Origin of the sequence: Alteromonas profundi (assembly GCF_010500865.1) — a bacterium.
GTDB lineage: Bacteria > Pseudomonadota > Gammaproteobacteria > Enterobacterales > Alteromonadaceae > Alteromonas > Alteromonas profundi.
This window is the reverse complement of the sequence record NZ_JAAAWN010000014.1, coordinates 26,088-45,935: the sequence shown is the minus strand read 5'-3', so window position 1 is coordinate 45,935 and position 19,848 is coordinate 26,088. Positions and strand designations below refer to the sequence as shown.

The 19,848-nt window shown below is 45.0% G+C and carries 14 protein-coding genes and 3 tRNA genes; 4 read left to right on the top strand and 13 right to left on the bottom strand.

All coding sequences use genetic code 11. The features are described 5' to 3' along the window. Positions 1-174: 174 nt before the first annotated feature. The 6 genes from GTH32_RS11620 to GTH32_RS11595 form a co-directional block, all read right to left on the bottom strand. Positions 175-251: transfer RNA gene (locus GTH32_RS11620), tRNA-Arg, on the bottom strand. Between the two features lie 52 nt (positions 252-303). Beyond that, positions 304-380: transfer RNA gene (locus tag GTH32_RS11615), tRNA-Arg, on the bottom strand. Positions 381-419: 39 nt separating this feature from the next. Continuing rightward, a tRNA-Ser gene (locus GTH32_RS11610) sits at positions 420-510 on the bottom strand. A gap of 629 nt (positions 511-1,139) precedes the next feature. Continuing rightward, positions 1,140-1,331, bottom strand: coding sequence for a carbon storage regulator CsrA (csrA, locus tag GTH32_RS11605; RefSeq protein ID WP_163085894.1), 192 nt, complete (start codon positions 1,329-1,331; stop codon positions 1,140-1,142). A gap of 134 nt (positions 1,332-1,465) precedes the next feature. Further along, positions 1,466-4,063, bottom strand: a complete 2,598-nt coding sequence (gene alaS / locus GTH32_RS11600; protein WP_163085892.1) for an alanine--tRNA ligase — start codon at positions 4,061-4,063, stop codon at positions 1,466-1,468. A 181-nt stretch (positions 4,064-4,244) separates the two neighbouring features. Further along, positions 4,245-4,694, bottom strand: coding sequence for a RecX family transcriptional regulator (locus tag GTH32_RS11595; RefSeq protein ID WP_163085890.1), 450 nt, complete (start codon positions 4,692-4,694; stop codon positions 4,245-4,247). Between the two features lie 100 nt (positions 4,695-4,794). On the opposite strand from GTH32_RS11595, the gene GTH32_RS11590 reads away from it, so the two are divergent. Both GTH32_RS11590 and GTH32_RS11585 read left to right on the top strand, forming a co-directional pair. After that, positions 4,795-6,030 (top strand): GNAT family N-acetyltransferase, encoded by a 1,236-nt coding sequence (locus GTH32_RS11590; protein WP_163085888.1) that lies wholly within the window; start codon positions 4,795-4,797, stop codon positions 6,028-6,030. A 1-nt stretch (position 6,031) separates the two neighbouring features. After that, positions 6,032-8,116 (top strand): M13 family metallopeptidase, encoded by a 2,085-nt coding sequence (locus GTH32_RS11585; RefSeq protein WP_163085886.1) that lies wholly within the window; start codon positions 6,032-6,034, stop codon positions 8,114-8,116. A gap of 176 nt (positions 8,117-8,292) precedes the next feature. Here GTH32_RS11585 and GTH32_RS11580 read toward each other — a convergent pair whose 3' ends face one another. After that, entirely contained in the window at positions 8,293-9,930 is a 1,638-nt protein-coding gene (locus GTH32_RS11580; RefSeq protein WP_163085884.1) for a SulP family inorganic anion transporter, read from the bottom strand. A gap of 11 nt (positions 9,931-9,941) precedes the next feature. Next, positions 9,942-10,595 carry a carbonic anhydrase gene (locus tag GTH32_RS11575; protein ID WP_163085882.1) on the bottom strand — a complete coding sequence of 218 codons (654 nt, stop codon included), beginning with the start codon at positions 10,593-10,595 and terminating at the stop codon, positions 9,942-9,944. Between the two features lie 131 nt (positions 10,596-10,726). On the opposite strand from GTH32_RS11575, the gene GTH32_RS11570 reads away from it, so the two are divergent. Then, positions 10,727-11,677 (top strand): hydrogen peroxide-inducible genes activator, encoded by a 951-nt coding sequence (locus tag GTH32_RS11570; RefSeq protein ID WP_163085880.1) that lies wholly within the window; start codon positions 10,727-10,729, stop codon positions 11,675-11,677. Positions 11,678-11,794: 117 nt separating this feature from the next. After that, entirely contained in the window at positions 11,795-12,694 is a 900-nt protein-coding gene (locus GTH32_RS11565; RefSeq protein WP_163085878.1) for a LysR family transcriptional regulator, read from the top strand. A 27-nt stretch (positions 12,695-12,721) separates the two neighbouring features. Here the strand turns inward: GTH32_RS11565 and ppnP are convergent, their stop codons facing one another. The 5 genes from ppnP to GTH32_RS11540 form a co-directional block, all read right to left on the bottom strand. After that, positions 12,722-13,006: a pyrimidine/purine nucleoside phosphorylase gene (gene ppnP, locus GTH32_RS11560; protein WP_163085877.1), complete on the bottom strand. Its 285-nt coding sequence runs from the start codon at positions 13,004-13,006 to the stop codon at positions 12,722-12,724. A 169-nt stretch (positions 13,007-13,175) separates the two neighbouring features. Beyond that, a complete protein-coding gene (locus tag GTH32_RS11555) occupies positions 13,176-15,197 on the bottom strand; it encodes a methyl-accepting chemotaxis protein (RefSeq protein WP_163085875.1) in 2,022 nt (673 codons plus the stop codon). Positions 15,198-15,526: 329 nt separating this feature from the next. After that, positions 15,527-16,126 carry a DUF938 domain-containing protein gene (locus GTH32_RS11550; protein ID WP_163085873.1) on the bottom strand — a complete coding sequence of 200 codons (600 nt, stop codon included), beginning with the start codon at positions 16,124-16,126 and terminating at the stop codon, positions 15,527-15,529. Positions 16,127-16,143: 17 nt separating this feature from the next. Then, positions 16,144-18,768 (bottom strand): methionine synthase, encoded by a 2,625-nt coding sequence (gene metH / locus GTH32_RS11545; RefSeq protein WP_163085871.1) that lies wholly within the window; start codon positions 18,766-18,768, stop codon positions 16,144-16,146. A gap of 8 nt (positions 18,769-18,776) precedes the next feature. After that, positions 18,777-19,847 carry a homocysteine S-methyltransferase family protein gene (locus GTH32_RS11540; RefSeq protein ID WP_163085869.1) on the bottom strand — a complete coding sequence of 357 codons (1,071 nt, stop codon included), beginning with the start codon at positions 19,845-19,847 and terminating at the stop codon, positions 18,777-18,779. Position 19,848: the final 1 nt, after the last annotated feature.

The window sequence follows — 19,848 nt, the reverse complement described above, 5'->3', positions numbered from 1 at the left end:
ACGGCAATACACGCCCGTTATAGAAAATAGAAGCAACAAGTGTAGAGCATAAAAGAAATACAAGCAGCGAGTCTTATAGAGACGCATAAGCAGAAACCGTATAGGCAAGGAAGATAATATATTTGGAATGAAAGAAATGAAAAAGCCCACCTCAATGAGGTGGGCTCTTCAATATGGCGCGTGTGGAAGGATTCGAACCTCCGACCGCCTGGTTCGTAGCCAGGTACTCTATCCAGCTGAGCTACACACGCGTTAACTTGTATACTCTCGGGTGCTAAACCGAAAGGTGACGATTAAAGTAAGTGGCGCGTGTGGAAGGATTCGAACCTCCGACCGCCTGGTTCGTAGCCAGGTACTCTATCCAGCTGAGCTACACACGCGCAATAAACTTTTTGTCGACCGCCACTATCAACGAATAATGGCGGAGAGGGAGGGATTCGAACCCTCGATACGCGTAATGCGTATGGTTCCTTAGCAGGGAACTGGTTTCAGCCACTCACCCACCTCTCCTTAAGTGGGGCTGCATTTTACGGATTCATTGGCCGGAGTCAAACCTTTTTTATAGAAAAATGTTTACTCGCTGAGATTTTGAACAAATCGTTCAAAAAACACGTTTTTTGCTCATTCGGCGAGCAAAAAACAATGAGCCAAAAAATAACGACGCTAACGAGACATATTAGTTAATATGCTAAAAAACCTAAAAAGTTTTAAATTTATTTTTTCATCTCACGAAAAAAGGCCAACATTCTGCTTAGCACCTAACGGTAAAGTGTCTTCCCTGACCGATTGGTCTCTCTTTTCAGGCTGACAAAATTACAGTTTTCCCTTGGTGGTCGGGGCTTTTTAATATGCGCTGGAGATGGCTAGAGGCAAGCATGGCGAAGCGAATAAAACACCGACACCTGCTTATGAAAAGCTAAAAAAATTCAAACAAAGTCCGTCTAGTAAAGACGGAGCGTTTCACTCAGATGCTAAGAGCCATGAGAAATAAAGTTAAGGTATTCATATAGCCAGAAAAAGAAAACGGCCCAAAAATAGGACCGTTCGTTACAACAAAACATCTTGCTCCATTCAGTAAAAGCGTCACTACTGAATGACGTTAGGCGTTTTGCTGCCTTTTTTATTTGTGAAGCAATTGCTTATTCTGAAGTTTCGGACTGACCGCCCTTCTCCGCTTGAATACGCATATAAATCTCTTCACGGTGCACAGATACTTCCTTTGGCGCATTAACACCAATTCGAACCTGATTCCCTTTAACACCCAAAACGGTAACAGTCACATCGTCACCAACCATAAGTGTTTCACCAACTCGACGAGTCAAAATAAGCATTCGCTTGCTCCTGTTCCTTCTATACTTAACGTATCCTTCATTAGTTCGCCGCGATGCCGGCACGACCCGACAGCGGCAGCAGCAATTCCGTGTTTTTGTGTCACTTCAAAAACTTACTGCATACTACCCGGTGATTATAGCTTATCTTCTAGCCAAGCGTTAACTGAATCTAGCGCTGCGCCTAGGTTCTCGGGCTTATCGCCGCCCGCCTGTGCCATATCAGGACGACCACCGCCCTTGCCACCGACTTGTGCTGCAACAAAGTTTACCAACTCACCGGCTTTCACTTTGCTTGTTAACCCTTTGGTTACGCCTACAATAAGATTCACTTTTGCATCGTTTGCTACACCTAGTACTACGATCCCTTCGCCAATTCGGTTCTTTATGTCATCCATCATGCCACGCAATGACTTAGACTCAACACCTTCTAGCTTGGCAATCAATACCTTGGTGCCATTTACTTCTACTACACTATTAAGCATATCAGCGCCTTGCTGACTCGCCAGTTTTTGTTTCGCAGAAGTAAGTGATTTTTCTAGTTCTTTAGTATGATTTTGCAATGAAACTACCCGTTCCACTACATTTTGAGTGTCAGTTTTAAGTAAAGCTGCAATTTCTGCGAGGGCTTCTTGCTGTTTTTGTACGTGGTTAACCGCGTGTTCCCCGGTTATCGCTTCTATACGTCTAACCCCCGAGGCAATGCCCGCTTCAGTGACAATTTTAAACAAGCCTATTTCGCCTGTACTGTTTACATGGGTCCCACCACATAACTCTACTGAGAATGGCCCCATAGTCACCACGCGCACTTTCTCATCGTACTTCTCACCAAACAAGGCCATAGCACCCGATGCTTTTGCCTCTTCCAGCCCCATAAGCTGAGTTTTAAGCACGTGATTAGCGCGTACTTCTTCGTTCACTCTGCGCTCGATAAGCGCAATTTGATCGGTAGTAAGTGCTTCATAGTGCGAAAAGTCAAAACGCATACGAGTGGCTTCAACTAGGGAGCCCTTCTGCGTAACGTGCTCGCCTAGAATTTCTCTTAAGGCAGCATGCAATAAATGCGTAGCGCTGTGGTTCTTCTTCACCGCTTCACGGTTACTACTATCAATGGCGGCGGTGGCGGTATCGCCTTTATTAATGGTGCCTTTTACTTTGCCTTTGTGTGCAAATGCGTTCCCCATTTTCTGGGTATCGGTGACAATAAACTCACCATTTGCCACCCGCAATATACCTTTATCTCCCGCCTGGCCACCGCTTTCTGCATAAAAAGGCGTACTATCAAGAACGACTACGCCTTCTTGTCCGTCCTGTAAACGTTCACAAAATGCATTATCTGCAATAAGTTCTACAACTTCGGCTTGACCTTCAATATCGCTATAGCCGGTGAACGAGGTTTGATGTTCAATCACGAGTTTGTCGTTGTAGTCTGCACCAAAGTTACTGGCTTGCTGCGCTCTAGCGCGCTGCGCCTGCATAGCGGCTTCAAAGCCTTCAACGTCGATATTAAGGTCGTGTTCGCGGGCCACATCATTGGTTAAATCGGTAGGAAAACCATAGGTATCGTAAAGTTTAAATACCACATCACCTGGAATGGTATCCCCTTCTAACGATTCAAGCGTATCATTTAGCATTGCCATACCGCGTGCCAGCGTTTTACTAAATTGTTCTTCTTCAACTTTTAGTACTTTTTCGATAACTGGACGTTGATCAACCAACTCGGGATATGCCGCCCCCATTTCCTCACTTAGCGCCGCAACCAATTTGTAGAAGAAAATGTCCTCGGCACCCATTTTATTCCCGTGTCTTACCGCTCGGCGGATAATACGGCGTAGCACATAGCCGCGACCTTCATTCGAGGGCATCACACCATCACAAATAAGGAAACTACAAGAACGAATATGATCGGCAATTACACGCAGCGACTTATTATGCAAATCGTCGGTGCCCACTATCTCAGCGGCAGCTTTTATAAGGTTCTGAAACAGGTCAATCTCGTAATTACTGTGAACGTTTTGCAATATCGCTGAAATACGCTCAAGCCCCATGCCTGTATCTATCGAAGGCTTAGGCAAAGGTTCCATAGTACCGTCAGCTTGTTTATTATATTGCATGAAAACAAGGTTCCAGATTTCAATGAAACGATCACCGTCTTCTTCAGGCGTACCAGGAGGGCCACCCCAGATATGTTCGCCATGATCATAAAATATTTCAGAGCAAGGGCCACACGGCCCTGTATCGCCCATTGACCAGAAGTTATCCGAGGTACTTATACGAATGATCTTTTCTTTTGGTACCCCAATAAAATTTTCCCAAATATCGAAAGCTTCATCGTCTTCAGAATACACCGTGACCAGAAGCTTCTCTTTCGGCAGTTGCAATTCTTGGGTTAAAAAGTTCCACGCAAAAGTAATTGCTTCTTTTTTGAAATAGTCACCGAAACTAAAATTACCGAGCATTTCGAAAAACGTATGGTGGCGTGCGGTATAGCCTACGTTTTCCAGATCATTGTGCTTTCCCCCTGCGCGTACGCATCGCTGTGAGGATACCGCGCGGGTATAACTACGCTTTTCAGTACCTAAGAAAGTGTCTTTAAACTGATTCATGCCCGCGTTGGTAAACAGGAGCGTAGGATCATCTGCCGGCACCAGGGACGAACTTGAGACGGTCTGATGGCCATGACTTTTAAAATAATCGAAAAACTTTTGGCGTAAGTCAGCAGTTGATAATGTCATTGAAAACCTAACTTCCTTAATACAATTAATAAAAGTGCGATGCAGCCAGCTCAAATTGCCAATAACGCCGCACGGAGGTGCTCAACAATACCACGAATGTCACTTTTTTGTTAAGTGCGGTGCAGTATGCCAGCCAATAAAAATGCCACCTTTGTGGCGGTAATTTGCAGAAAAACGGCGATTATTCCCCGTTCACGGCAAACTCAATATGTTCGTGGTAAAAACCGCGGTATTGTAAAAACTGTTTTTGCTTCATCGCACGTTTAAAGTCGGTTGCTTTGTCGGCACCAAATTTTTTTACTTTTACTTTATGCGCTGCCGCAAACCAATCTGGCTGAATCTCATTAAACGCGGCTTCGGTATCGGCTTCATCAACACCATGTTGCTGTAAATCGAGTTTTATTTTGCGCGGCCCAGCGCCTTTTAAATAAAGCGCTCTGGCGCGGCTTTCAGCGAAACGCCTATTACACTGGATGTTGGCTTGCTTGAATTCTTCTAAAATGGGGATAAAGTCTTCGTTTTCTATCCCCTTTAACGAAAGTTTTTGGCAAATTTCGTTATAGCTATGCTCTCGTCTTGCAAGCATGCGAGTAATCGCGTCTGTAATGAGTTTTCTGTCAAAGTCTGACACTGTAGACCCTATCAACTATGTTCATTGTTTTACTGTATGCTGCTATTGTATCGACAATGATAGTGTTTAGTCTTGCCCACTTCAGTATAAAGCCGTATTAATGACAAATAGCCAAGTAAGTATTGTACATCGAATTTCTGATATAGCCCCCACAGACTGGGATGCACTTTCAGAGGGTGAAGGTCCATTTTTGCGCCACGCGTTTCTAAATGCGCTAGAACAAAGTGAATGTTGCAATAGCGCTTCTGGCTGGCAACCTATGCATATTGTGGTTAAAGAAAACCACCAAATTGTCTTACTTGTTCCGGGCTATCTAAAAACCCACAGTTATGGCGAATACGTTTTCGATCAAGGTTGGGCCAACGCCTATCACCAGCATGGAATTAGCTACTACCCCAAATGGGTAGCGGCGATCCCATTTACACCTGTCACTGGCGCTCGGATGCTGGTAAAGCGGGATTACCCGTTAACTCCCGTACTCCTTTCTCGTATTCAGACGGCCATCGAAGCCTACGACAATGGCGTTGTATCTTCTATGCATTGGCTGTTTACTGATTCAGCCTCCCAAGCGCACTTATCATTATCAAAAAACGTGTTAACTCGCTATGCTGTGCAATTTCAGTGGCACAATTATGATTACGATACCTTCGACGACTTCCTTACTGTGCTAACAGCAAGAAAGCGTAAGGAGATCAGAAAGACTGAAAAACGAATTCGTGAAGCAGGTATTACCTTTACTCATACCTCAGCCGAGGAAATTGATAGCGAGGTAGTGGCCTTTTTTGTGAAATGTTATCAAGCCACATACTTAAAACGTAGCGGTCACCTAGGCTATTTAAACCAAGACTTCTTCGAGCAATTATGTTCCACAATGGCAGAGAACCTGTTATTTGTAACCGCATATGAAAATGAAATACCGGTTGCTTGCGCCTTATTTTTATTTAACGACGCTGGGCTATATGGTCGTTACTGGGGGACGCTAAAAGAGATTGATGGTCTACACTTCGCAGCCTGTTACTTCGAAGGTATCAAATTTGCTATTTTGCATCGTCTTCCCCTTTTTAACCCTGGTACGCAAGGCGAACACAAATTATTAAGAGGCTTCGAGCCTATTTATTGCCAATCACAACATTTGCTTTTCCATCCGGCCTTTCAACAAGCTGTAGCAGAATTTTTACAACAAGATACTCGTCAAATGACGCAATATTTTAATCAAGCAAGAAATGTTTTACCGTTTAATAGCCTTTTTACACCAAAACTTAAAACAACAAGTGTTTCTGACCCCTTAGCCTCTGGGTTAAGGACAAACACAACAACGACAACAATGAGAAAATAAAATGAGAAAAACACTCCTCGCCGCGGCAGTTGCCGCTTCTTTGGGCCTACTTGGATGTAGTCAACCTGAAACGCCAGAAAAACAGGTCTCAGATCACGCCGCGACGGCTGATACCGCAGGTACTAATGAAGCTGAATTAGGCAGCTTTGGGGTTGATTTATCTGCCCGTAACGAAAACGTCAAACCTGGCGATGACTTCTTTATGTATGCCAGTGGCTCATGGTACGACAATTACGAGTTACCCGCGGACAAAACACGCTATGGTGCCTTCACTGGTTTAGCTGAACGCAGCGAAAAGCAAGTAAAAAACATTATTGATAGTTTGCTTGAAAAAGACACCCTCACCGAAGATGAGCAGTTAGTACATGACTTCTTCGTTGCCTATATGGATGTAGATACCATCAATGAAAAAGGGTTAAGCCCTATTTCTGATGTGCTTTCAGAAATTAGCCAAATAAGCTCACAACAAGATCTGACTGAAGTATTCGGTAACGCATGGCTAACAGGCGCAAGCTCACCCATTAATGGTAGCATGTGGTACAACCGTCTAGACCCTAATGAGTATCAACTGAGTGTGGGCGTGGGTGGTCTAGGCCTACCTGATCGCGACTACTATTTAAGTGATGACGAGCGCTTTGTAAAAATCCGTGAAGCCTATGTAGCACATATCGAACAAATGTTAGGTTTCGCTGAGGTAGAAAACCCAGCAGAACAAGCCGCTGAAATTCTTGCTCTTGAAACCCAGATTGCTGAAATTCAGTGGCCACGGGAAAAGCGTAGAGATCGCGATCTTACTCTTAACCAGATTGAGCGTGACAAGTTGTCGGATGACTATCCCGGGTTTGACTGGGACACTTACTTTGCCCAGATGGGATATAAGGTTCCAGAACTTAATATTACGCAGCCACAACCGGTAAAAGATGCCATTGAAATTATCAATGAAACGAGCTTGGATAAATGGAAGGCCTATTTAACCTACCATACAATTAAAAATAACGCGGGCTTATTATCACAAGATATTTACCAGGCCAACTTCGACTTTTACGGCACTACCTTAAGCGGTCAAAAAGAACCTCGCCCACGCTGGAAGCGCGCTGTAAGCCAAATGTCAGGTACACAATCTCTTGGTTTTGCAATCGGCAAGCTTTATGTGAAGGAATACTTTCCAGAAAGCTCAAAAGAACAAATGGCCGCATTGGTTGAAAACCTAAGAGCTGCGCTTGACGAGCGTATTGATAGCCTTGATTGGATGGGTGAAGAAACTAAAGCTAATGCCAAACAAAAACTAATGGCGTTTAATCCTAAAATTGGCTACCCAGATGAATGGCAATCCTTTGATGGGCTTAGCATAAGTTCTGATGATCTCATTGGCAATGTTAGAAATTTACGTTCTTTCTTCCACCAGCAATCGGTGGATAAAGAGTTAGAAAAAACCGATCGTGAGCGTTGGGGTATGACGCCACAACAGGTAAATGCGTACTATAACAGCTCGTTCAACGAGATTGTTTTCCCCGCTGCCATACTTCAACCGCCATTTTTCGATCCAAATGCAGATCCTGCTGTAAACTACGGCGCAATTGGCGCGGTTATAGGCCATGAGATGGGCCATGGCTTCGACGACCAAGGCTCTAAATCAGACGCTAATGGTATCCAACGCAATTGGTGGACAGATGCAGATAGAGCAGCTTTCGATGAAAAAGCTGATAAGCTCGCTGCCCAATATAGTCAATATGAACCAATAGAAGGAAACTTCGTAAATGGCCGCAATAGCTTAGGTGAAAATATTGGTGATGTAGGTGGGCTAGCAATGGCATACCACGCTTATAAACTTAGCCTAAACGGTAAAGAAGCCCCTGTTATTGACGGGCTTACTGGCGATCAGCGTTTCTTCCTCGCATGGGCACAAGTATGGCGTGAAAAACGTACCGAGCAAAGCATGCTGAACCAGTTACGTGCCGGTACTCATGCGCCTGGTCGCTATAGAGCACAAGCGCCTCGTAATCATGATGCATGGTATGAAGCTTTTAATGTTCAGCCAGAAGACGAATTGTATCTTGCACCTGAAGAAAGAGTACGTATCTGGTAATTCAAAACTTCACATAAAGGCAACGGCTATGACAACCTTGCCTGTGTAAATATAAAAACCGTATAAGGATAGCCTTATACGTTTTTTTTGTTTTGCACGCTATCTCACCGCGCCATTTTAGGTAAAAAAAGGCCCTCATAAGAGGGCTCAAAAAGGGATGGGAACAAAAGGGTTATTTACACTTGGGTGGCGGCTTGAAAGCGTGGGTTTGTGCTATCAGTTCCTGCTACCTGCTTTTCTGCATAAACAAGTGCGTCATGAAGGTTATCAAAGGCGACGATTTCAGGGTGATGGGCGTTTATACTTTCCAATACCTTGTTCACGTCAGCATTCGCACCGCAAATGACAAGCTGTCTGCCTGCAGATTTAGCGTCCGAGGTAACCGTTTCAACAGCCATAGCTGCTGACACATCCATCAGTGGCACTCGGGTGAAATCAAGGATGGTAACTTTAGAACCTGGCTTCACACGTTCGCGAACATGATGTCCTACATCAGCTGCAGCGCCGAAACTTAGAGGACCGCCGAAACTGAATATAGTGACTTTGTCCTTTAACTTTTCTAGTAGCGCATTTTCTTTCGGATCGTTAAGCGCTTCAGGAATTTTTCTAAGTTCCTCAATTTGTAATTGCGCAATTTGCCTTACATACGCGAGCGCGGCAAAAACAACACCCACACCCACGGCAGTAATAAGGTCAACAAATACGGTTAACCCCAAAACGGTAAGCATAAGCGCAAAATCCCAACGAGGGCCTTTGTGCGCGCGTTTTAAGTAGCTCCAATCAATAATATCTAAGCCAACTTTAACCAGAATTCCGGCAAGTACAGCATGAGGAATTTGCGCCGCTAAGGGGCTTAAACCCAACACTATAGCGAGCAGTACAAGTGCATGCACCATACCTGATATATTATATTTACCGCCGCTACGAATATTCACCACAGTACGCATAGTGGCACCAGCGCCTGAAATACCTCCGATTAAGCCTGCTACTGTATTACCAATACCTTGACCAATCAGTTCTCTATTACTGTCATGACGGGTGCGTGTCATGTTGTCTGCAACCAATGAGGTAAGCAAGCTATCTATAGCCCCTAATATGGCAAGAATAAACGCCGCCTCTATAATAAGTAGCGCTTTACTTTGGTCAAATACGGGTAGATGTAAGCTTGGTAAGCCAGTAGGAATATCACCAAGCACAGGAACACTAATCGCAAGGCTCACTAAGGTACCAATAATTAACGCCGCTAGCGCGCCCGGCACAAATTTACCCAATGCAGGCGGCCATTTATAGGCAATAACCAAGGTTCCCACCCCTAGGGCTAGGGTATAAAAGTTAATGTCAGCCAACGCTGTGGGTAGGTAACTCAGCGCTCCGATAGTACCGCCTGGAGGCTCGTGACCTAATAGACGGCCCAATTGCAAAATAATGATAATAGCGCCAATTCCCGACATAAAGCCGGAAATGACCGGGTAAGGGACTAAACGAATGTATTGACCTACACCGAGTACCCCAAACACAATTTGGAAAACACCTGCAAGCACCACTGCGGTGAAAATAAGGCTCGCATCACCGGATAAACTCGCAAACAAGCCTGCTAATACAACAACCATAGGGCCTGTTGGCCCGGAAATTTGAGACGGCGTGCCGCCAAATAGCGCAGCAAAAAAACCTACTGCGATTGCGCCATACAAGCCAGCCATAGGCCCAAGCCCAGACGCTACCCCTAATGCTAATGCAAGAGGCAAGGCAACAATACCGGCGGTTAAACCACCGGTAAAATCACCACGAAGATTACTAAGGTTAAGCTTAATCATAAGACCAGCTCCTATTCTTTACGCGCTAATTGCGCTTCTGCAGCGCTTTGGTCCATCGCTTTAAATTCGCCATTTTCTTCGTTGTAGCAAAGCACTTCGCCGCTTCCAATATTATAAACCCAACCGTGCAATTTCACTTGACCAGTAGAGATTTTTGCCGCCACTGATGGGTGGGTACGGAGATGTTGAATTTGCTGAACAACATTTTCTTTCGTTACCGCTTCTAAATCATCTAAAGAAAGTTCGTTGGAGCCGCAGCGCTCTTTAACCACATCCGTAGCCACGCGACAGTGACCTAACCATTCTTTCACATGGGGGAGCGAATCAAGACCGTCTGGGTTAATTGCGCCTTTCATTGCGCCACAGTCTGTGTGGCCACATACCACAATATGAGAAACGCCTAATGCTGCCACAGCAAACTCGATAGAAGCAGTCATTCCCCCTGTTTGATTGCTATGAGGCGGAATAATGTTGCCAGCATTTCGACAAATAAATAGCTCACCTGGGTCGGTCTGCGTCACTAAGTTAGGATCGATACGTGAATCTGAACACGTGATAAATAGGACTTCTGGATTCTGTCCGTTCGCCAACTTTTGAAATTTCGCTTTCTTGCCGGGGTACACTTCCTTCTGGAATTTAGCAACACCTGAGATGACGTGATCCATAATATTCTCCACTATAGTAATTATTTTCATTTATCGTGTAAGTGAGTGTCACCTGATAGATTAATATACCAACTCGTGATAGACATTGACTATCAGGTTCGTATTTTACTCTTATTTTTAATAGGACCACCATGCACTTAAACGGTAAAATTCCATCAATTAACCAAATACGCTATTTTGTTACCGTAGCAAAGTACTTGAGTTTTCGCCAAGCAGCGGCGGTACTTGGTATAAGTCAACCTACCCTGACGAGTCAGATTAGTGCGCTAGAGGCGCATTTAGGCTTAGTCTTATTCGAACGTTCGCGCACTGGAACGCTATTATCGCCGCAAGGGAAGTCGCTTTTAAAAATAGCAGAAGAAGTGCTGGCTTCAGCCCAAAGATTCAGTGAAACCGCTCGGGATCTTGCCGAAGGCGAAGTGATTACTTTCCGCTTAGGGATCCCACCTACCCTAGGCCCCTACTTATTGCCTCATGTACTACCCGAGTTACATCAAAAGAAGCCGGGATTGCGGTTTTATGTCCGTGAAGCGGCACCTCAGGCACTGCAACAAGGACTACTTCACGGCGAATACGACCTAATATTATCGCCGCTTACCGGTGAAAATTCGCAACTTATTACCAGCCCATTGTTTAAAGAGCCGCTTAAATTTGTGGTGCCTTCGGACCATAAATTAGCAGGTAAGGCATTTGTAAAAGCAAGCGAACTGCGCGGTGAAAAAGTACTCACCATGGAAGATAGACACCACTTTCACCATCAAGTACTAAATATATGCAATGAAATTGGCGCCAGCTTACAACGAGACTATGAAGGTACCAGCTTAGATACGCTACGACAGATGGTTGTTATGGGCATGGGGGTGGCTTTTTTACCCGGGCTTTATATTCACTCAGAACTACATAACCCCGAAGCACTGCATGTGTGTGAAATTGATGGCATGCCCATTGAGCGTCAGCACGCGTTAGCGTGGCGTAACACCGCGCCAGGTCGACAAACATTTCGAGAGATTAGCAGTATTATAAGAGATATTATTTACTCGAGGCTGTCTAACGCAGTGAAGATCGTAAATTACGATGAGTAGTGCCTCAATGCGTGCGCTAGTTATGCGAGAACCTCCGTCGCCGCATCAAATCCCAACAAAGCAATGAACAGTTATGCTACATTTCGTCTAAACTAATGAGAAAAATTCATAGCGAACATGATAGAACGTCAACATTTGAGAATAGTTAGCGCTATTGCACAGCATGGAACCATGACAGAAGCAGCAAAAGCACTATTTTTAACCCAGTCAGCATTAAGCCACGCCATGAAAAAAGTGGAAAACTCCTTTAATGTCCCTATATGGCGAAAAGAAGGAAGAACCCTGGTATTAACCCAAGCAGGCAAGAGCATATTAAGTTTGGCGAACCGGGTACTTCCCCAATTTGAGCACGCCGAGGCGCAATTACGAAAAATAGCCGAGGGTAAGCAAGGTACCTTGCGTATCGGTATGGAATGCCATCCCTGTTTTGAGTGGCTACTTAAAGTGGTGGCCCCCTTTTTAAAGGCCTTTCCAGATGTTGATGTGGACGTACGTAGGGCGTTTTCTTTTGGCGGTCTTCAGGCGTTGCATGGGTATGATATAGACTTACTTCTTACCCCAGACCCATTACACCTAGCAACCATAAACTATACTGCAGTATTCGATTACGAACAGGTACTTGTTATGCATCGTGGGCATAGCCTACTTACCCAGCCGTATGTACGCCCCGACCAATTAGCCGAAGAAACACTTATTTCATACCCCGTAGAGCAAAGCCGTTTAGATATATTTTCCCACTTTTTAACCCCGGCTGGTTGCACGGTTAAAGATCATAGGAAAATAGAAACTACGGAAATAATTTTGCAAATGGTGGCGTCGGGACGTGGTATAACAGCGTTGCCAAAGTGGTTGATTGATGAATCAAGAGAGGTACAGCAACTCGGCTATAGGCCCTTAGGCGAGCACGGTTTAAAGAAGACCCTCTACTTGGGCCACCGCAAAGACAGTGACCCACTAGGCTTTGTGGACGCATTTATCGAACTTGCATTAAGCCACAATAACGTGAATAACGATTAGCGCGTGCCATTATACCCTATAGGCGAACTAGCTATAGAAGCATAGGTATGCCGTAGCAGAGGCGACTTTCACGTCAAACGAAACATTCGCGTCTACATTAAATTCGCTACCCGCTGGAAATGACTGCCACTCATCATTACCCGGTAAACGAACAGTAAGTTCACCTTCCACTACTTTCATTAGTTCACGTTTACTCGTGTCGAACGTATATTCACCGGGAGACATAACACCGGAGGTGACAGGGCCATTCGCCGACTCAAACGCAATTGAGGTCACTTTATTATCGAAATAGTGGTTTACTGAAAAAGACATAATTTTTCCTTCGTTAAAAAAAGTGCTCTCACAGTAACTTACTTCTGCTCGTTATGCATTGATAGCAAACAACTATATTCAAATAAGTTAGTAAAAATTAGCCTTATTCAAAGGTTGTGCTTCCTTCACGACATTGCGCGTAATGGAAGCACCTTATCGCGAAATAACCTTATATTTTAAATTGGCCTACCAGGTCATTCAGATCGTTCGATACGCCACTAAGTTGTGTGGCTTCAACCGCCAGTTCTTCTGCATGTTGACTCGTTCTATCGCTTAAGTCAGTTATAGCAAGTAACGAGGCGTTAATTTCTTGTGCCACGTCGGTTTGTTGCTCCGTCGCGTTAGCAATGTGGGTACTTTGTTGGTGTACTTGGCTTATAGCTTGGTTAATCTGCCCTAACGTAGCCACCACCTTTTCTGTTTTCTCCACACTAAGCTTAGAGCGTGTTTTGCCGTTGTTCATTACCGTATCGGTCTGCTCTGCCATATGTTGTAAACGTTCCACCATGCCTCTGATATCTGTGGTAGATTTTTGTGTACGGCTAGCCAGCGAGCGAACTTCATCAGCCACTACAGCAAACCCTCTGCCTTGTTCACCTGCCCGGGCGGCTTCGATTGCGGCATTTAATGCCAACAGATTCGTTTGTTCGGCAATACTGTTAATTACATCAATCACGGCGCCAATATTGTCAGATTCCTTACTAAGACCGCTTACCACTTCCACCCCTTCAGTGACTGATGCTGCCAATGCGTGAATTTCTGCCACCGCCTCTTTAGCTTGCTGTTGGCCGCTTCGCACAAGCGCGTCAGCTTCGGTAGCCGCTCGACTTGATTGAGAGGGATTGCTCGATATTTCAACAACCTTTTCAGTCATCTGAGTAACCGCTGTCGACACATTATCTACCTGGTTGCGGCCTTGATTAATTTCTTTACTGGTATTTTGCGACACATCCCTTAGATGATCGGCAGCCGCCGCCACCGCTTTCGTATTTTCTGCGGTATCTTTTAGCAAACTACGCAATTTATCGGTGAATTTATTAAACTCCTTCGCTAGTGCGCCAATCTCATCGTGGCTGGATACGTCTAATCGTTGCGTTAAATCACCATCACCACTGGCAATTTCCGCCATTGCATTACGCATTTTCACCAAAGGCTGAGTAATTTTAGCGCTGGCTAAAAAGGTGATAACCGCAATTAAGACGATAATTACCGCAGCAATAATTACCGCAGCAGTAATCGCATTATTGATTGGCGTATTGATAATGCTCGCTGGTATCAAAATACCTAACGACCAATCCATGGTAGGTGTAGTTAAAGAGGCGTGGCGAAAAACAGCAACATATTCTTGCCCTTTCCACGTTACCGTTTTTATCCCTTCTTTGCTATTGGCGATAGTGGTGGCCAACGATGAAAAAGAAGACGATTGGGGGAACACCTTGTCAAAATCGGCAATAGGCGAACTTAACGGTAGCGCCTCCTCTTGCTTTGGAAAATAAACAATGTTTTGTTCATCATCGAGTAAAAACGCGGTGCCTTGTCCTTCGTAGCGAATACTATCGATAACACTACCAATTGTGCTGATAAGAATATCAACACCGCCAACCCCAATAAGCTTGCCCTTAGAATATACCGGCGCTTGTACTACCGCTGACACGCTGCCGTCTTGAGAATCAACAGCCGGTGGCGTGACGTACAACTGCCCCTTATCCACTGCGGTGTTAAACCACGGACGCTTAGTTGTGAAGTAACCGTAGGCTGGGTCTCCTGCATGCTCTCCACTACTATCAACACCTACCCGCCCTTCTTCATAAAAATACTCACCTGTTATGGCGGAGCCGAAAAACGCCGATTTAATATTTGGGTCTGCGTCACTGATATTACTAAATAGTTGATAGATACGTGTGCTATTGGTAAGTTGTTGGTCGTTAATGCCCCGAGCCGTATGTTGATAAAAAAAGTCTGTTACGAACGGGCTACTTAGAAACGTGTCGGCGACTCCCCCGTATTTACTAAAAAACCCCTCCACAGCGTTAGCTTCCCGAGCAACTAAGGAAGACACTTCCTGCTCTACTCTTGTGCGTGTGCTATCGGCAACCAAATTAACGAGAAAGATAGCAGCGATAAGTAGCATAACAGCAATACTTCCGCCGACAATTAACATGAATTTTTTCTGGAGTGAAAGCGTTGTCATAGGTACTTCTCAAAATTTTTTATTGTTATTTAGGATTAACTTCGCACCAACCTCGTTGTGAACACAAGAGTATAAAATTTCCACATCAGGTAAGCATTCGCTGTCTCTCTATAGCTTGGTAGCGTCATGCTGCATATTCATCAAATGATGAAGAAAGAAATAGCGTATAGAGGCCCTGGTGAAATAACCTATCGTGGACCCATGAGGTTGATATTCTTACTGTGTAATAGAATGCGCCGCTTTACAACTATGTATTTTGAAAAACACAATTAAACTAACGTATATAATTTAAAACAAATTAAAAGATTGCGCGGTAAACAGACAGAAAGCTAGTTTTTTCGCCATTCTAAAAGCAGATTGTTCGCGGGCATACTGTGGACAGTTACTAATGTAAGGGAGGGCGCCCACTGCGTTAATTCATTAACATCACGGTATCCGCCGCAACCACGGCGAAGCAGATCATGATGAAAATTAACGTTACTTTGCGAGGAAAATTCACCGTCGCGGGTGAAGGGGCCATACTGGCAAAATACACCCTCTTTGGGGAGGTGCTTGTCGATTAATGACATAAGCTGTACAACCTCATGCTTTTGCATGATATGGGCCGTATTTGCGCTAAAAACGCCATCAAATGTGAGGTTTTCGGTAATACCTGGGAATTCATCCTCACCCACTTTAAAACAAGTGGGTGGCAGGATATTGTTTAATCCAGCGTCAGCTATCCAACGATTAATACCGCCATGGTAGCCAACCTGATCACTACAATGCCAGTTTAAGTGGGGCAAACCTTGTGCGAAAAATACGCCGTGCTGGCCAGTGCCGCTACCTATCTCTAAAACACGCTGGGTTTGGCTAAAGGCACGACTAAGCACCCGCAAAATGGGGTGCTTGTTGTTTTCGCAAGCTTGGCTAAATGGTTTTTCCATCATGGCATTATCGCGAGTAACTAGTCATTTAAGTTTGGCCCCAACCACTTCTCGGCTTCTTCTAAGGTCCATCCTTTACGTGCGGCATAATCTTCCATCTGATCCGATTGAATTTTAGCGACCGCGAAGTATTTCGACTCAGGATGAGAGAAATACCACCCCGATACTGAAGCGCCAGGCCACATTGCATAACTTTCCGTTAGCTTCATTCCAGTATGCTTTTGCGCATCAAGCAATTCCCAAATCAACTGTTTTTCAGTATGCTCTGGACACGCTGCATAACCAGGCGCCGGCCGAATACCTTGGTATTTTTCACGGATAAGATCGTCATTAGATAATGCCTCATCTGATGCATAACCCCAGTATTCTTTGCGAACTTTTTCATGTAAATACTCAGCAAAGGCTTCAGCCAATCTGTCTGCAACTGCTTTGACCATTATGCCATTATAGTCATCGCCCGCAGCAATATAGCTATTTGCTAATTCATCTTCTCCAATGCCACCCGTTACTGCAAAGGCGCCAATGTAATCAGCAATATTAGCGCTTTTCTCAGCGACAAAATCTGACAAGCAATAGTTTGCAAACTTTTCTTTTAGCGTTTGCTGTCGTAAGTGATGAGCCACCCCTATAACCTGTGTTCGATCCTCATCTTTATAAATTTCGATATCGTCGCCAACCCGGTTTGCAGGAAATAACCCCACAACCCCTTTGGCCTGTAATTGACCGTTTTCAATTACGTTGTCAAGCATTTCATTTGCGTCAGCCAACAACGAGCGCGCCTGCTCACCCACCACGTCATCTTCAAGAATGCGCGGGTACTTTCCAGCTAAAGACCAGGTTAAGAAAAACGGTGTCCAATCGATATACTCGCGAAGCGTAGCTAAATCTACAGTAACTGGGGTTACGCCCAACTTATTAGGAACTATAGGGGGCACAGTAAAGTCTGGCCGATACGCATTTTCCCTTGCTTGGGCCAACGGCACAGGTTTGCTGCGGGGTTTCTTCCGTGCATGCTGCTCTCGTACCTTGTCATATTCGCGGCTTAACTCAGCTGAAAATATATCGCGAGATCCCTTATTTAATAGCTTTTGACATACCCCTACCGCACGGCTGGCGTTTGGAACGTACACTACAGGGGCATGATAATTTTGTTCTATTTTAACTGCGGTATGCGCTTTAGACGTTGTCGCACCACCAATAAGCAATGGAATTTCATAGCCTTGACGTTCCATCTCTTTGGCGACATGCACCATTTCGTCAAGTGAAGGTGTAATAAGGCCTGATAGGCCAATCATGTCTACCTGCTCTTCTTTTGCAATCTGAAGGATGGTTGCCGCAGGCACCATTACGCCTAAATCAATAACTTCAAAATTATTGCATTGAAGTACAACACCCACAATATTTTTACCAATATCGTGTACATCGCCTTTTACTGTTGCCAGTAATATTTTGCCGTTGCTCTTAGCACCATCGGACTTTTCGGCTTCGATATAGGGCTGAAGATGCGCGACGGCTTTTTTCATTACACGGGCTGACTTTACTACTTGGGGAAGGAACATTTTACCTTCACCAAACAAATCACCTACCACGTTCATTCCATCCATCAACGGCCCTTCAATAACATGAAGGGGGCGCTCTGCTTCTAACCTCGCAGCCTCAGTATCCTCGATTATATAATCGGTGATCCCTTTTACTAGCCCATGCTCTAAACGTTTAGTAACCGGCTGTTCACGCCAACTCAGGTCATCTTTTGCTGCGGCTTTACCATCGCCTTGGTAATTTGGCGCTATATCAAGAAGGCGTTCGGTTGAATCGCTACGCCGGTTTAATATTACATCTTCTACTGCATCGCGCAGTTCTTTTGGAATTTCATCATAAACTTCTAGTTGCCCCGCGTTGACAATTGCCATGTCCATACCGGCGCGAATAGCATAATAAAGAAACACCGAATGCATGGCTTCACGCACGGGGTTATTGCCACGAAATGAGAAAGAAATATTCGAAAGACCGCCTGAAATGTGGGCGTAGGGGCACGTTTTACGAATCTCTCGCGTGGCCTCGATAAAGTCCACTGCGTAGTTATCGTGCTCTTCTATGCCTGTGGCGACAGCGAAGATATTTGGGTCAAAAATAATGTCTTCTGGCGGAAACCCTATTTCTTCGGTCAGTAACTTATAGCTGCGCTGGCATATTTCTACTTTGCGCTGTTTGGTATCGGCTTGACCTTTTTCATCAAATGCCATTACCACGGTAGCAGCACCAAAACGTTTTATCTCTTTGGCTTGCGATAGGAAGCTTTGCTCCCCTTCTTTTAAGCTAATAGAGTTTACAATAGCTTTGCCCTGCACACACTTTAGCCCCGCTCTGATAACATCCCACTTTGAGGAGTCGATCATAATTGGTACACGGCTAATATCAGGTTCAGAAGCAATTAAATTTAAAAAGGTCACCATCGCTTGCTCAGAATCGAGCATGGCTTCATCCATATTAATATCGATGATTTGTGCTCCATTTTCGACTTGCTGACGGGCGACGTCTAAGGCCGTTTCATAATCGCCTTCAAGTATTAAACGCTTGAAGCGAGCAGAACCAGTAACATTGGTACGTTCACCGATATTAATAAAATTTGAAAAATCTGCGCTCACACTGCCTCCTAGTGTACAAATGGCTCAAGGCCCGACAAACGCATTTTTGGCGCTAGTGTCGGCACGATGCGGGGCTTAATATCGGCCACGGCATTGGCTATTTCTGCAATGTGTTGCGGGGTACTTCCGCAACAACCGCCCACGATATTGACCAACCCAGAGGTCGCCCACTCTTTAATATGGGCGGCCATTTCCGGCCCTTCCATATCATATTCGCCAAATTCATTGGGCAGTCCGGCATTAGGATGCGCCGATACTAAGCACTCGCTAACATTAGCGACTTCTTCTACATATTGGCGTAATAAGTCGGGCCCTAACGCACAATTTAAGCCAAAGGAGAATGGTGAAATATGACACATAGAGTAATAGAACGCTTCAGCTGTCTGCCCCGATAATGTGCGACCAGATGCATCGGTTATGGTACCTGAGATCATAACCGGTAACGACACCCCAAGTTTTTCAAATACACCTTCCACCGCATAGGCCGCGGCCTTAGCGTTAAGGGTGTCGAAAATAGTCTCTAACATGATCAAATCTACACCGCCCTCGATAAGCGCTTCGGTGGACTCAGTATACGCTTCAACTAATTCATCAAAAGTAACGTTACGCTTTCCCGGGTCGTTTACATCGGGAGAGATAGAGGCGGTGCGGTTCGTGGGCCCAAGAACGCCCGCAACGAACCGGGGCTTTTCGGGTGTTTTGGCGGTAAACGCATCTGCGGCTTTACGTGCTACTTTCGCAGCCGCCAAATTAATATCCCGTGATAGGGTTTGCATATCGTAATCTGCCATGGCTATCGTGGTGGCATTAAACGTATTGGTTTCTACAATATCTGCGCCAGCGGCAAAATAGTCACAATGAATATTATAAATAATATCTGGCTGGGTAACCGATAGCAGGTCGTTATTTCCTTTTACATCACAATGCCAATCGGCAAACTGTGTACCGCGATAGTCTTCTTCTTCCAGTTTATGTTCTTGGATCATGGTACCCATTGCACCATCAAGAATAAGAATACGCTGTTTCGCTGCCTCTAGTAATAGGGCGCGCTTTTGGTTTGAAGTGGTTTGTCGGCTCACG